The sequence below is a fragment of the Bradyrhizobium tropiciagri genome (genome assembly GCF_018130505.1).
GTDB classification, from domain to species: domain Bacteria; phylum Pseudomonadota; class Alphaproteobacteria; order Rhizobiales; family Xanthobacteraceae; genus Bradyrhizobium; species Bradyrhizobium tropiciagri_B.
Genome location: NZ_JAFCKH010000003.1, coordinates 383281 through 395373, shown reverse-complemented (window position 1 = coordinate 395373; position 12093 = coordinate 383281). Strand labels below are relative to the sequence as shown.

Annotated in this window: 15 protein-coding genes; 8 read left to right on the top strand and 7 right to left on the bottom strand. The window is 65.4% G+C overall.

The features are described 5' to 3' along the window. Positions 1-127 precede the first annotated feature (127 nt). Together JQ633_RS09440 and JQ633_RS09435 are read left to right on the top strand one after the other, a co-directional pair. Positions 128-1126: a VOC family protein gene (locus JQ633_RS09440; RefSeq protein WP_211984712.1), complete on the top strand. Its 999-nt coding sequence runs from the start codon at positions 128-130 to the stop codon at positions 1124-1126. Between the two features lie 211 nt (positions 1127-1337). After that, positions 1338-1493 (top strand): hypothetical protein, encoded by a 156-nt coding sequence (locus JQ633_RS09435; RefSeq protein ID WP_211984711.1) that lies wholly within the window; start codon positions 1338-1340, stop codon positions 1491-1493. A 200-nt stretch (positions 1494-1693) separates the two neighbouring features. Here JQ633_RS09435 and JQ633_RS09430 read toward each other — a convergent pair whose 3' ends face one another. From JQ633_RS09430 to petA, 3 genes are all read right to left on the bottom strand, one after another. Beyond that, a complete protein-coding gene (locus JQ633_RS09430; RefSeq protein WP_211984710.1) occupies positions 1694-2368 on the bottom strand; it encodes a dienelactone hydrolase family protein in 675 nt (224 codons plus the stop codon). Positions 2369-2584: 216 nt separating this feature from the next. Continuing rightward, entirely contained in the window at positions 2585-4657 is a 2073-nt protein-coding gene (locus JQ633_RS09425) for a cytochrome c1 (protein WP_211984709.1), read from the bottom strand. Positions 4658-4728: 71 nt separating this feature from the next. Beyond that, positions 4729-5259 (bottom strand): ubiquinol-cytochrome c reductase iron-sulfur subunit, encoded by a 531-nt coding sequence (gene petA, locus JQ633_RS09420; protein WP_211984960.1) that lies wholly within the window; start codon positions 5257-5259, stop codon positions 4729-4731. A 277-nt stretch (positions 5260-5536) separates the two neighbouring features. Here petA and JQ633_RS09415 point away from each other — a divergent pair, with 277 nt between their 5' ends. The 6 genes from JQ633_RS09415 to JQ633_RS09390 all read left to right on the top strand — a co-directional run bounded on the left by JQ633_RS09415 (position 5537) and on the right by JQ633_RS09390 (position 9064). After that, complete coding sequence (locus JQ633_RS09415; protein WP_211984708.1) at positions 5537-5998, top strand: tRNA (cytidine(34)-2'-O)-methyltransferase; 462 nt, start codon at positions 5537-5539, stop codon at positions 5996-5998. 11 nt (positions 5999-6009) lie between these two features. Next, positions 6010-6642, top strand: coding sequence for a 7-carboxy-7-deazaguanine synthase (gene queE / locus JQ633_RS09410; protein WP_211984707.1), 633 nt, complete (start codon positions 6010-6012; stop codon positions 6640-6642). A 28-nt stretch (positions 6643-6670) separates the two neighbouring features. Next, the gene (locus tag JQ633_RS09405) at positions 6671-7036 is read left to right on the top strand and encodes a 6-pyruvoyl trahydropterin synthase family protein (RefSeq protein WP_211984706.1); all 366 of its coding nucleotides are present in this window, start codon (positions 6671-6673) and stop codon (positions 7034-7036) included. A gap of 2 nt (positions 7037-7038) precedes the next feature. After that, positions 7039-7929 (top strand): oxygen-dependent coproporphyrinogen oxidase, encoded by an 891-nt coding sequence (hemF, locus tag JQ633_RS09400; protein WP_211984705.1) that lies wholly within the window; start codon positions 7039-7041, stop codon positions 7927-7929. Further along, positions 7920-8660 (top strand): HAD family hydrolase, encoded by a 741-nt coding sequence (locus JQ633_RS09395; protein WP_211984704.1) that lies wholly within the window; start codon positions 7920-7922, stop codon positions 8658-8660. The genes hemF and JQ633_RS09395 overlap by 10 nt, the downstream gene beginning before the upstream one ends. 113 nt (positions 8661-8773) lie before the next feature. Beyond that, on the top strand, positions 8774-9064 hold the full coding sequence (locus JQ633_RS09390) for a DUF2158 domain-containing protein (RefSeq protein ID WP_211984703.1): 291 nt from the start codon (positions 8774-8776) through the stop codon (positions 9062-9064). A gap of 157 nt (positions 9065-9221) precedes the next feature. On the opposite strand, the gene JQ633_RS09385 is transcribed toward JQ633_RS09390, so the two are convergent. Genes JQ633_RS09385 through JQ633_RS09370 form a run of 4 tightly spaced genes read right to left on the bottom strand, consistent with a single transcriptional unit; the run spans position 9222 to position 12073 of the window. Beyond that, positions 9222-10478, bottom strand: coding sequence for a CCA tRNA nucleotidyltransferase (locus tag JQ633_RS09385; protein ID WP_211984702.1), 1257 nt, complete (start codon positions 10476-10478; stop codon positions 9222-9224). Continuing rightward, positions 10471-10740: a DUF6111 family protein gene (locus tag JQ633_RS09380; RefSeq protein ID WP_211984701.1), complete on the bottom strand. Its 270-nt coding sequence runs from the start codon at positions 10738-10740 to the stop codon at positions 10471-10473. The genes JQ633_RS09385 and JQ633_RS09380 overlap by 8 nt, the downstream gene beginning before the upstream one ends. After that, positions 10737-11372, bottom strand: a complete 636-nt coding sequence (locus JQ633_RS09375; protein WP_433995639.1) for a CoA pyrophosphatase — start codon at positions 11370-11372, stop codon at positions 10737-10739. Before JQ633_RS09375 ends, JQ633_RS09380 begins: the two co-directional genes overlap by 4 nt. 32 nt (positions 11373-11404) lie before the next feature. Further along, positions 11405-12073, bottom strand: a complete 669-nt coding sequence (locus tag JQ633_RS09370; RefSeq protein WP_211984699.1) for a DUF1285 domain-containing protein — start codon at positions 12071-12073, stop codon at positions 11405-11407. Positions 12074-12093 lie beyond the last annotated feature (20 nt).

The window sequence follows — 12093 nt, the reverse complement described above, 5'->3', positions numbered from 1 at the left end:
GGGGCGACGCCCCTGCCCCGCTCCGGGACACCCTTTTTCGGATTTGAACGGACCGGAATCCGCGTAGGATTTGCGCCAACGGCGGCCGATCGACCGCCCAAAAAGCAGACAATGGCGGAGAGCGCGCATGGCAATTTTGGGTCTCGGATATGCCGGGTTCGGTTCGGACGCCCTCGACGACTGGCGGCAATTCGGCACCGGCCTCGTCGGGCTGCAGGCGGTCGAGCGCGGCAACTCGCTGCTCGCCTTCCGGATGGACGATCGCAAGCAACGTATCGTGATCGACCGTGCGCAGGGCGAAGGCACGCGCTTCTTCGGCTGGGAGGTGGCGGATGCCGCAGCGCTCGACGCGCTGGCGGCGCGGCTCGAGCGCGCCGGCGTAGCGGTGACATCAGAGCCGCAGACGCTCGCCGATGCCAGGCGGGTGCGTGGCCTGATCTCGTTCCACGATCCGGCCGGCAACCGTCTCGAGGCGTTTCATGGCGCCGAGATCGACGACACGCCGTTCAAGCCGGGGCGATCGATCTCCGGCTTCCGCACCGGGCCGCAAGGGCTCGGCCATGCCGTGCTGACGGTCGAGCACATCGCGTCCGTCATGAGCTTCTATGTCGACGTGCTCGGTTTCGGCCTCAGCGACTACATCGAAAAGCCGTTCCGCGCTTATTTCTTCCACGTCAATCCACGCCACCACTCGCTGGCGCTGATCGAGACCGGCAAGAACGGCATGCATCATCTGATGGTGGAGCTGTTCTCGCTCGACGATGTCGGCCAAGCCTACGACGTCGCGCAGAAGGAAGACCGCGTCAACGTCACGCTCGGCCGCCACACCAACGACCTGATGACGTCGTTCTACGCCAAATCGCCGTCGTCCTTCATGGTCGAGTGCGGCTGGGGCGGCCGCGAGATCGATCCGGCGAACTGGACGCCGTTCGAGATGCATGACGGGCCCAGCCTGTGGGGTCATGAGCGCGTCTGGCTGTCGCCGGAGGACCGCGCCGTCGCCCGCGAGATGCGGATGCGCGCCGCCGCTGAAGGCCGCCGCGCGCCGGTGCAGGTGATGGAAGGCAATTTCAAGCTGATGTCGGGGACCTGCCCGTGGTGGGACGGGGTGCGCGAGAAGAATTGAGAATGCGTAGCCCGGATGAAGCGCAGCGCAATCCGGGACCGGTCTCTTTGCGGTTGAGACTGCCCCGGATTGCGCTTCGCTTCATCCGGGCTACGGGAGGCGGGTTGGAACAATCACCCCGCCGGGGTGCACAACGTGTCGATCGATGTCTCGCGCCTTACCCACGCCGTTTTCCCTGCACGACATGGCTCCAACGCAACTGGAGCCCGAGATGTCGAACGACGAACGCTACAAGGAAGTCTTCAACCGCGCGCACGAAGCAGAGATGGCTGCAGCCGATGCGCGAAAGAGCAAAATGCTCGCGCGATCCGCGTTTCTGGTATCGGTGCTGACGCTTGCGGTGACGTTATGCGATCATTGGAGGTGATTGCGCTGCGTGCTTCGCACCGCGCCTGTTTCGTGGTGAGGCACGAGAAGCCCAACGCTCCGTCGTCCCGGCGAAGGCCGGGACCCATAACCACAGGATGCAGTTATCATAAGATGATGACTGCCAAGGTGCCTATTGCGATGGCCGCGGCGTATGGGTCCCGGCCTTCGCCGGGACGACGCGCGTGACGGCCGACCGCCCTACCCCAGATGCTTCTTGAAGAAGTCCGTCGCGCGGCCCCAGGCGAGTTCGGCGGCTTCGCGGTCGTGCACCGATTGGCGCTGCTCGTTGACGAAGGCGTGCTCGGCGTCGTAGCGGAACAGTTCGAGCGACTTGCCGGCGGCCTTCATCGCCTTCTCGAAACTGCCCACCAGTTCCGGCGTGCACCAGTCGTCCTTGTTGGCGAAGTGCGCCTGCAGCGGGATCTTGACGTCGGCCGGCTTCGCGGCCTGCTCCGGCGGAATGCCGTAGAACACAACGCCCGCGGCCAGTTCCGGCACATGCACCGAACCGATGATGGTCACCGCGCCGCCGAGGCAGAAACCGGTCAGGCCGACCTTGGCGCCGTTCTTGGCGAGATACTGCGCGGCGCCGCGCACCGTCTGCGTGGTGGCGTCCATGAAGTCGAGCGAGTTCATCTCTTTGCCGGCCGCGTCGGTGTCGTGATATGGCACCACCTTGCCCTTGTAGAGATCGGGCGCCAGCGCATCGAAACCGGCCACCGCGAAGCGGTCGCACAGGCCCTTGATCTGGTCCGACAGGCCCCACCATTCCTGGATCACGACGACACCCGGCGCGTTGCCGCGCGCAGCGTTGGCGAGATAGCCCGTGGCATCCTTGCCGTCCGGACGCTTGAAGCTGATGCTGGTACCCATGAGTTCCTCCGCAAGGTTTGCCGGTCGATTGGCCGGCATTCTGTCCGCACTGCAGCCAGGAAGCAATCCACCAGCCGTCATTGCGAGCGCAGCGAAGCAATCCATGACTCCGCATAACGGATAGGTGGATTGCTTCGCTGCGCTCGCAATGACGAGCATCAAAACAAAAAGCCCCCGAAGGGGCTTTTCAATTTCACGAGATGTCGCGCCTTCGCGTCAGTGCGCGTCGGCCCAGACCTTCTTCTTGGTGAAGTACATCAGGCCGGCGAAGATGATCAGGAACGCGAACACCTGCAGACCGAGCCGCTTGCGCGCCTCCATGTGCGGTTCGGCGGCCCACATCAGGAACGTCGTCACGTCATGCGCGTACTGCGCGACCGTGGCCGGCGAACCGTCGTCAAAGGTCACCTGACCGTCGGAGAGCGGCTTCGGCATCTTGATGGCGTGACCGGGGAAGTACTTGTTGTAGTACGAGCCCTCCGGGATGGTGATGCCGGCCGGCACCTTCTCCTCGAAGCCCTGCAGGATCGCGTCGACGTAGTCCGGACCCTGCTCCTGGTACTGGCTGAAGAAATCGACCAGGAACATCGGGAAGCCGCGCTTGTAGGAACGCGCCTTCGCAATCAGCGACAGGTCGGGCGGCGCCGCGCCGCCGTTGGCCGCACGCGCAGCCTGCTCGTTCGGGAACGGCGAGGGGAAGTAGTCCGCGGCACGGCCGGGACGCTCGAACATCTCGCCCTGGTCGTTCGGGCCGTCCTTGATCTTGTAGTCCGAGGCGAACGCCGAGGCCTGCGCCGCCGAGTAGCCGGGACCGCCGGGGTCGGCAAGGTTGCGGAACGCGACATAGGACAGGCCATGGCAGGCCGCGCAGACTTCCTTGTAGACCTTCAGGCCGCGCTGCAGCGAACCGCGATCATAGGTACCGAAAGGCCCGGAGAACGACCACTTCTGGGCTGGCGGCTTGTCGCCGCCCTCCTCTGCCTTGGCGCTCTGCGCGCCGCCGAGCAGCACGCCGCCGGCGACCACGAGTGCGAGCATGATCGACGCCACCGTCGCGGCCTTGCCCTTGCTCTTCGCCAGCACGTCGTCGGCGATCGAGTTCGGCACCGGCCGCGGCGTCTCGATGTAGGAGAGCAGCGGCAGCACGATCAGGAAGTAGGCGAAGTAGCAGACCGTCAGGATGCGGCCGGCGACCACGTAGATGCCTTCCGGCGGCTGCGAGCCGAGATAGCCGAGGCCGATGCAGACCACGACGAAGATCCAGAAGAACTGCTTGGCCAGCGGGCGGTACTTCGACGACCGGGTCCGTGCGCTGTCGAGCCAGGGCAGGAAGCACAGGATGATGATCGCCGAGAACATCGCCACGACGCCGGCGAGCTTGTTCGGGATCGAGCGCAGGATCGCGTAGAACGGCAGGTAGTACCATTCGGGCACGATGTGCGCCGGGGTCACGCCCGGGTTCGCCGGAATGTAGTTGTCGGCGTCGCCGAGATAGTTCGGCATGTAGAAGATGAACCAGGAAAAGAACAGCAGGAAGCAGGACACGCCGAACATGTCCTTGATCGTCGCATACGGCGTGAACGGCACCGTGTCCTTCTCGGTCTTCGCCTCGACGCCGGCCGGATTGTTCTGGCCCGCGACGTGCAGCGCCCAGACGTGCAGCACGACGACGCCGGCGATCACGAAGGGCAACAGGTAGTGCAGCGAGAAGAAGCGATTCAGCGTCGGGTTGCCGACCGAATAGCCGCCCCACAGCAGCGTCACGATGCTCTCGCCGAAATAAGGGATCGCCGAGAACAGGTTGGTGATGACGGTGGCGCCCCAGAAGCTCATCTGGCCCCACGGCAGCACGTAGCCCATGAAGCCGGTCGCCATCATCAAGAGGTAGATGATGACACCGAGGATCCACAGCACCTCGCGCGGCTCCTTGTACGACCCGTAATAGAGGCCGCGGAACATGTGGATGTAGACCGCGAAGAAGAACATCGACGCGCCGCAGGCATGCATGTTGCGCAGCAGCCAGCCGTAATTGACGTCGCGGACGATCAGCTCAACCGACTTGAAGGCGAGGTCGGCGTGCGGCGTGTAGTGCATCGCCAGGATCACGCCGGTCAGGATCTGCAGCGCCAGCATCATCGAGAGGATGGCGCCGAAGGTCCACCAGTAGTTCAGATTGCGCGGCGTCGGATAGGCCACGAAGGACGAGTGGACCAGGCCGAAGATCGGAAGGCGCCGTTCGATCCACTTCAAGGCGGGGTTGCTCGGTTGATAATCGGATGGTCCGCTCATTGATGCGATCCTGAGAAGAAAAACGACGCGATGGGTCCAAGTGGAAGCCGAAGCCCCGGAAGCTCCGGGACTTAGCCGATCTGGATTTTGGTGTCGGAAACGAAGGTATAGGGCGGCACCGCCAAGTTGGCGGGCGCCGGCCCCTGACGGATACGACCGGAGGAGTCGTACTGCGAGCCGTGGCAGGGGCAGAAGAAGCCGTCGTAATTGCCCTCGTGGGCGATCGGGATACAGCCGAGATGGGTGCAGATGCCGATCACGACCAGCCACTGGTCGTGGCCCGCCTTGACGCGCGCCGAGTCGGGCTGCGGATCGGGCAGGCTCGAGAGCTGCACGTTCTGCGCCTCTTCGATCTGCTTCTTGGTACGATGGCTGATGTAGATCGGCTTGCCGCGCCAGAAGACCTTGATGTCCTGGCCCTCGGCGATCGGCGTCAGATCGACCTCGATCGGCGCACCGGCCGCGATCGTCGCGGCATCCGGGTTCATCTGGGCGACCAGCGGCCAGACGACGGACGCGGCGCCAACCGCAGCAGCGGCCCCGGTTGCAACAAAAAGGAAATCACGGCGTGTCGGATGGTCCGCCGAAGACGCTGTCGTCACGTTTCCAAGCCCTTTCATATCCGCAGCCGGTGAAACCGCCCCGGAGACGCGGGAACGCGCCCAGGAAAGGCTGCCGGCGCCCGCGGCCCCCGCGGCGGCAGAAAACCACCATTCCACACCCCAAATGCCGGAACGGCAGTCCAGAATCGTTCTATTGGCACCCTTGCCGGATGAGTGCAAGCCCGCTATCGGCTCGCAAGCGTGCAATGCACGAAATCCGCCCCGGGCGATGTTTTATAGAGACAATTTCATCCAGTCTTCACAGGTCGTGAGCACCATGCAGATCGCGCTGTTCCAGCCCGATATCCCTCAGAATACAGGGACGATTCTGCGCCTGTGCGCCTGCCTGGACGTGGCGGCCCATATCATCGAGCCGGCGGGTTTCGACACATCGGACCGGCATTTCCGCAGGGCGGGTATGGACTATCTCGACCATGTGCGGTTGAAGCGTCACGACTCATGGTCGAAATTCGAGGAATGGCGGGCCGAGGCCGGCTGCCGGCTGGTCCTGTTCACGACCAAGGCGGCGGAATCCTACCTTGATTTCGCCTATGCCGCCTCCGATGTCCTGCTCTTCGGGCGCGAGACGGCCGGGGTCACCGACGCGGTGGTGGCGGCCGCGGATGCGCGGTTGGTGATTCCGATCAGGCCTCAGCTGCGCTCGCTCAACGTGGCCGTCACGGCGGCCATGGCGATCGGCGAGGCGCTGCGCCAGACCGGTTCGACAGGTTCAGATTAAAGGGATTTTTGGTGAGCTACGCGGTCAAGGAGATATTTCTGACCCTGCAGGGCGAAGGCGCCCATGCGGGCCGCGCCTCCGTGTTCTGCCGCTTCGCCGGCTGCAACCTGTGGAGCGGCCGCGAGCAGGACCGCGCCGGGGCGGTCTGCCGGTTCTGCGACACCGATTTCGTCGGCACCGACGGCACGCTGGGCGGCCGCTATGCGACGGCCCGGGAGCTTGCCGACACCATCGCGGCGCAATGGACCGGCGGCGACGCCGACCGCTACGTGGTGCTGACCGGCGGCGAACCGCTGCTGCAGGTCGACACCGACCTGATCGACGCCCTGCACGGGCACGGCTTTGCGATCGCGATCGAGACCAATGGCACCATCACCCCGCCCGACGGGCTCGACTGGATCTGCGTCAGCCCGAAGGCCGACAGCGAGCTCGTGGTGCGCAAGGGGCATGAGCTGAAGCTGGTCTATCCGCAGCCGGAGAACCGGCCGGAGGATTTCGCGAACCTCGCCTTCGAGCGCTTCTCGCTGCAGCCGATGGACGGCCCCGAGGTGATCGAGAACACCGCGCGCGCGATCGATTACTGCCTGAAGCATCCGCAATGGCGGCTCAGCGTGCAGACGCACAAGTCGCTCGGCATCAGATAGAATAACAAGAACTGGATTGTTGAAAGAGATGTGGGAATTGACGAAGGCGTTCCGGTTCGAGGCTGCGCATGCGCTGTCCGGAACGACATTTGGTGCCGACAGCGAAGAGATCCACGGTCACTCGTTCCGTGCCGAAGTCACCGTTCGCGGCACGCCGGATCCGGCCACCGGCATGGTGGTCGATCTCGGCCTGCTCGAACGCAGCATGGAAGAGGTGCGCAAGACGCTCGACCACAAGCTGCTCAACAAGGTCGAGGGGCTCGGCCCGCCGACGCTGGAGAACCTGTCGCGCTTCATCTGGGAGCGGCTGCAGCACTCAGCGAAGCTGACCCGCGTCAGCGTGCATCGCGACAGCTGCAGCGAGAGCTGCACCTATTACGGACCGCAGGAATAGACATGCTGCCCACAGACCCCGCCATCACAGAAGATCGCAAGGCGCGTGCGCGCGGCTGGTTCGAGACCTTGCGCGACGACATCTGCGCCGCGCTCGAACGGCTCGAGGACGAGGCGCCCGCAACGCTCTACCCCGGCGACGCCGGCCGCTTCGCGCGCACGCCTTGGGACCGCACCGATCACAGCGGCAGGCCGGGCGGCGGCGGCGTGATGTCGATCATGAAGGGCCGGCTGTTCGAGAAGGTCGGCGTGCACTGCTCGACCGTGCATGGCGAATTCGCCCCCGAATTTCGCGCGCAGATTCCGGGCGCCGCCGACGATCCGAGGTTCTGGGCCTCGGGCATCTCGCTGATCGCGCATTTGCGCAATCCGAACGTGCCGGCCGTGCACATGAACACGCGCTTCGTCGTCACCACCAAGGCATGGTTCGGCGGCGGTGCCGACCTGACGCCGGTGCTGGACCGACGCCGCACCCAGGAGGACGCCGATACGCTCGCCTTCCACGCCGCCATGAAAGCGGCGTGCAGCAGTCCGGTCGCCGATTACGAGAAGTACAAGAAGTGGTGCGACGAATATTTCTACCTGCCGCATCGCAAGGAAGCCCGCGGCATCGGCGGCATCTTCTATGACTGGCACGACAGCGGCGACTGGGAGGCCGATCTCGCCTTCACCCAGGACGTCGGGCGCGGCTTCCTGAATATCTATCCCGAACTGGTGCGGCGCAATTTCGCGGCCGCCTGGCGGCCGGAGGATCGCGAGGAGCAATTGGTCCGCCGCGGCCGCTATGTCGAGTTCAACCTGCTCTATGACCGCGGCACCATCTTCGGGCTGAAGACCGGCGGCAATGTGGATTCGATCCTGTCGTCGCTGCCGCCGGAGGTGAAATGGCCCTGATCGAACTGCCGCGCGCGATGCTGATCGACATGGATGACACCATCCTGTCGGCCTATGGCCGTCCCGAGATCGCCTGGAACACGATCGCCGCCGAATTCGCCGACGAGCTGGCACCGCTGCCCCCGGGCGAAGTTGCGGCCGCGCTGTTGGCGTCGGCGCGAAAATTCTGGTCGACGGCGGAGCCGATCTGGCGGATCAAGCTCGGCGAGGCGCGGCGGATCACGGCGAGAGGCGGCTTCGCTGCGCTCGCGGCCGCCGGCCATCGCGCCCTACCCGACGATCTCGCCGACCGCATCGCCGACCGCTTCACCGCCTATCGCGAGGAGGCGATGTTCGTGTTTCCCGGCGCGCATGAGGCGATCGATACGTTCAAGGCGCTCGGCATCAAGCTCGCGCTGGTCACCAACGGCAACGCCGACATGCAGCGTGCCAAGGTCGAGCGGTTCGCGCTCGGCCATCGCTTCGACCACATCCAGATCGAGGGCGAGCACGGCTTCGGCAAGCCGGAGGAGCGCGCCTATCTGCATGCGATGGAGGCGCTCGGTGTCACCGCACCGGAGACCTGGATGATCGGCGACAATCTCGAGTGGGAAGTCGTGGCGCCGCAGCGGCTTGGCATCTACGCGATCTGGATGGACGTGCACGGCGACGGGCTGCCGCCGGGATCGACGATCAAGCCCGACCGCATCATCCGTTCGCTGACCGAACTGCTGCCTTCAGCACAGAAATAGTACAGCGGCACCTTTTCCACCTCAAATCGATCCTTCCGCGACCGGCCGTGATCGGACTGTCATCACCGCTCGCTAGCGTGCCCACCGGCGTCATCATACGCGGAGGGAAGATCATGGAACTGAAGCCAGGCGATGTTGTCATCCTGAAATCCGGCGGCCATCCGCTGACGGTTGTGGAAGTCAACGAAGAGAACGTCGAGTGCCTCTGGATGGGCGTCGACGGCGACCTGTTTCGCGAGACGCTGCCGGTCATCGCACTCGAGTCGACCGAACTCGATCCGGAAGAGGACGAAGAGGAAGACGACGAAGAAGAGGATGACGAGGACGAAGACGAAGACGAGGAAGAAGACGACGAGGACGAAGACGACGACGGCGACCGCAAGAAGAAGCGTAAGGCCGCGTAATATCCCGCGGCGCGATGCTGCCTGGCGAATGGCCGGCGGCATCGTCTGCCTCGTTCCCCGAAGCGCATGCAGCCATCGACCATCGCACGCTGCCGGCGAGCCCGGCGGCGGCGAAGTTTGGGCGGCGATTCACAGCCGGTAAGTCACAGTCGGCGGGTCACAGCCGGTGGTCGCGGGTGAAGCGCGATACGGTCTGGTCGGCGATCTCAGCCAGAACCTTGGGCTCCAGCGGAAAGTCCGCGGCCAGCCAGGCATCCTCCGCCAGCGTCAGGACATGGCCGAGCGCCGGTCCTTCGGCAATGCCGCGCGCGATGAAATCCGAGGCCCGCAGGGGAAAATGCGGCGCGCGCCAGCGCTGCGGCAGCGTGGCGAGTGCACGCCATTGATCGACATCTCGGTGCGCGCCGCTACGCGCCCAGGCCAGCAATAGGCGGTCGCGATAAGGCTCTTCGTCGAGCCGGTAGAGCCGGCGCTTCGCATGCGCCTCGTCCATGCCCGGCAGCCGCCACCAGCGATGCCCCATCGAGTCGAGCGCCTTGGCCTCGGCATTCGAGAGCCGCAGCCGGCCGGCGATGCGGCGCGCATCCTCGGTCACGGCGACCGTCAGCGCGGCGAGCCGGCGCACCGCGCCAGGGGCCAGCTCCATCAGCCGCTCGATCTCGATCATCGCGGCGAACGGACCGGTATAGCTGACGCCGCCGAACAGCGGCTGCAGCAGACCGCCGTCGCCCATTGCGACGACCGCGGCCGCGGCACCATCAGCCACCACGAGCTTGAGCATCTCCATCCGGATGCGCTCGGCCGAGAGACCCGCGAGCCCGTCGCGGCCGCCGATGCAGGCGAGATAGCCGGCGCGATCGACCTCTCCGGCGCCGTAGGCGGCGTGGAAACGGAAGAAGCGCAGGATGCGCAAATAGTCTTCCGCGATCCGCTGCGCGGGATCGCCGATGAAGCGCACGCGCCGCGCCTCGATATCGGCAAGCCCGCCGACATGATCGTGCACGACCCCGGCAGCATCGACCGACAGGCCGTTGATGGTGAAATCGCGCCGCATCGCGTCGCGCACCCAGTCGCGGCCGAACGTCACCCTGGCCTTGCGGCCATAGGTCTCGGTGTCCTCGCGCAGCGTGGTCACCTCGAACGGCTGGCCCTCGACGACCAGCGTCACGGTGCCGTGCTCGATGCCGGTCGGCACGCTCTTGATGCCGGCCCGCTTGGCGCGGCGGACCACCTCGTCGGGCGGCGCGGTCGTCGCGATGTCGATGTCGCCGAGCGGAATGCGCATCAAGGCGTTGCGCACCGCGCCGCCGATCACCCGCGCCTCCTCGCCGTCGGCATTGAGCAGCGCGAGCACGCGCGCGGCCGGCCCCGAGGCCAGCCACGGCGCATCGGACAGCAGGCGTGCCTCACTCATGCTCAGCTCCGGGCACCAGCCTGCCGTGCTCGTCGATATGGGCGGGAACGTAGGTCGAGTTCGGCGGCGCGCCGGTGTATTCAGCCAGCAGGACGAAACTTGCGATGACCAGCACCAACGCCGCCAGCGTCAACTTCGCCAACATGTCGAGCGGCCATGACGCCGGCAGCGTCACACCGGCGCGGGTCGCGATGAGGAAGATGGCATAGACCGCGAACGGGATCAGGAAGACGCCGATCTCGGTCAACACCGTGCGGATCATGACAGGTAGATCCGCTCATACAGTACGCGCAGGATGCCGGCGGTCGCACCCCAGATGTAACGCTCGGCGAACGGCATCGCGTAATAGGACCGGTCCATGCCGCGGAATTCCTTGATGTGGATCTGGTGATTTTCCGGGTTCATCAGGAACGCGAGCGGCACCTCGAAGGCATCGACCACCTCGGCCTCGTTGATCTCGAGGGCGAAGCCCGGCTTCACCTTGGCGACCGTCGGCAGGATGCGGAAGCCGAACGCGGTGCCGTAGAGGTCCAGATAGCCGACCGGGTCGATATATTCGCGCTTCAGCCCGACCTCCTCGCACGCCTCGCGCAGCGCCGCGTCGAGCGGGGAAGCGTCGGTGGCGTCGATCTTGCCGCCGGGAAACGAGATCTGCCCGGCATGGCTGGACAGATTGGGCGAGCGCTGCGTCAACAGCACGGTCGGCTCGGGATGATCGACCACCGGGATCAGCACCGCGGCCGGCCGCACCGGCTGCTCCTGCGCGACGATCTCGAGCATGCGGTCGTTGCCGGAATCTCCGGTGCGCGGAATGATATTCGGATCGACCAGGCCCGGGGGCACATCGAAATTGAGCCGCGTGCGGGCCCGCGCAAAGAATTCCGTCGAGCTGATCGTCGCCGGCTCCACCTTCAGCAACGGCTCGTTCAAAGTGCGTCCCTCACCTGGCTGGCATCGGCCATCGCGAAAAACTCGCCGCCGGACTCGATGCCGAACATCTCCTGACCATCGACCATCCGCGCCTCGCCCATGTCAACCAGATCGTAGTAGAGCGCGCGCGTGACCTTGGCCCAGAGGTCGGCGCGGACATGCAGATAGGGCGTCAGCCCGCCGTCCTCGGCGGCCTCGAATCGGAGGCCGTGGCCCTTCTCGCAATCGACCCAGTCGTCGACATTGGTCCGGAACCTGAGCAGGCGGCCGCGTTCGTCCGCCTGCGTCTGCATTTCAACCGCAAGGAACGGCGCATCGTCGACGCGGATGCCGACCTTCTCGACCGGTGTCACGAGAAAGTGCTTGCCCTCCTCGCGCTTCAGGATGGTGGAGAACAGCCGCACCAGCGCCGGCCGGCCGATCGGCGTTCCCATGTAGAACCAGGTGCCGTCGGACGCGATTCGCATGTCGAGATCGCCGCAGAATGGCGGATTCCACAGGTGAACCGGCGGCAGACCCTTGCGTCCGGCCGGACTCGATGCCGCAGCCCGATTGGCGGCGGCGGTGAGGCCGTCGAGGCCCTTGCCGCCAAGGCCGGTGGATTGTCCCGTGGATTCACGGCCCGCAGTTTCACTGGCGGGACCGGTTTGCCCTTGCTTCGCCATTGTTTGCCTTAAACTTTCCA

Bases quoted from the DNA above. Each gene is read 5' to 3' on its own strand.
- JQ633_RS09385 (WP_211984702.1), bottom strand. From the start codon at position 10,478: ATGAGTGAGGCACGCCTGCTGTCCGATGCGCCGTGGCTGGCCTCGGGG.
- JQ633_RS09435 (WP_211984711.1), top strand. From the start codon at position 1,338: ATGTCGAACGACGAACGCTACAAGGAAGTCTTCAACCGCGCGCACGAA.
- JQ633_RS09405 (WP_211984706.1), top strand. From the start codon at position 6,671: ATGTGGGAATTGACGAAGGCGTTCCGGTTCGAGGCTGCGCATGCGCTG.
- JQ633_RS09390 (WP_211984703.1), top strand. From the start codon at position 8,774: ATGGAACTGAAGCCAGGCGATGTTGTCATCCTGAAATCCGGCGGCCAT.
- JQ633_RS09370 (WP_211984699.1), bottom strand. From the start codon at position 12,073: ATGGCGAAGCAAGGGCAAACCGGTCCCGCCAGTGAAACTGCGGGCCGT.
- JQ633_RS09440 (WP_211984712.1), top strand. From the start codon at position 128: ATGGCAATTTTGGGTCTCGGATATGCCGGGTTCGGTTCGGACGCCCTC.
- JQ633_RS09415 (WP_211984708.1), top strand. From the start codon at position 5,537: ATGCAGATCGCGCTGTTCCAGCCCGATATCCCTCAGAATACAGGGACG.
- JQ633_RS09425 (WP_211984709.1), bottom strand. From the start codon at position 4,657: ATGAGCGGACCATCCGATTATCAACCGAGCAACCCCGCCTTGAAGTGG.
- JQ633_RS09380 (WP_211984701.1), bottom strand. From the start codon at position 10,740: ATGATCCGCACGGTGTTGACCGAGATCGGCGTCTTCCTGATCCCGTTC.
- JQ633_RS09395 (WP_211984704.1), top strand. From the start codon at position 7,920: ATGGCCCTGATCGAACTGCCGCGCGCGATGCTGATCGACATGGATGAC.
- JQ633_RS09430 (WP_211984710.1), bottom strand. From the start codon at position 2,368: ATGGGTACCAGCATCAGCTTCAAGCGTCCGGACGGCAAGGATGCCACG.
- hemF (WP_211984705.1), top strand. From the start codon at position 7,039: ATGCTGCCCACAGACCCCGCCATCACAGAAGATCGCAAGGCGCGTGCG.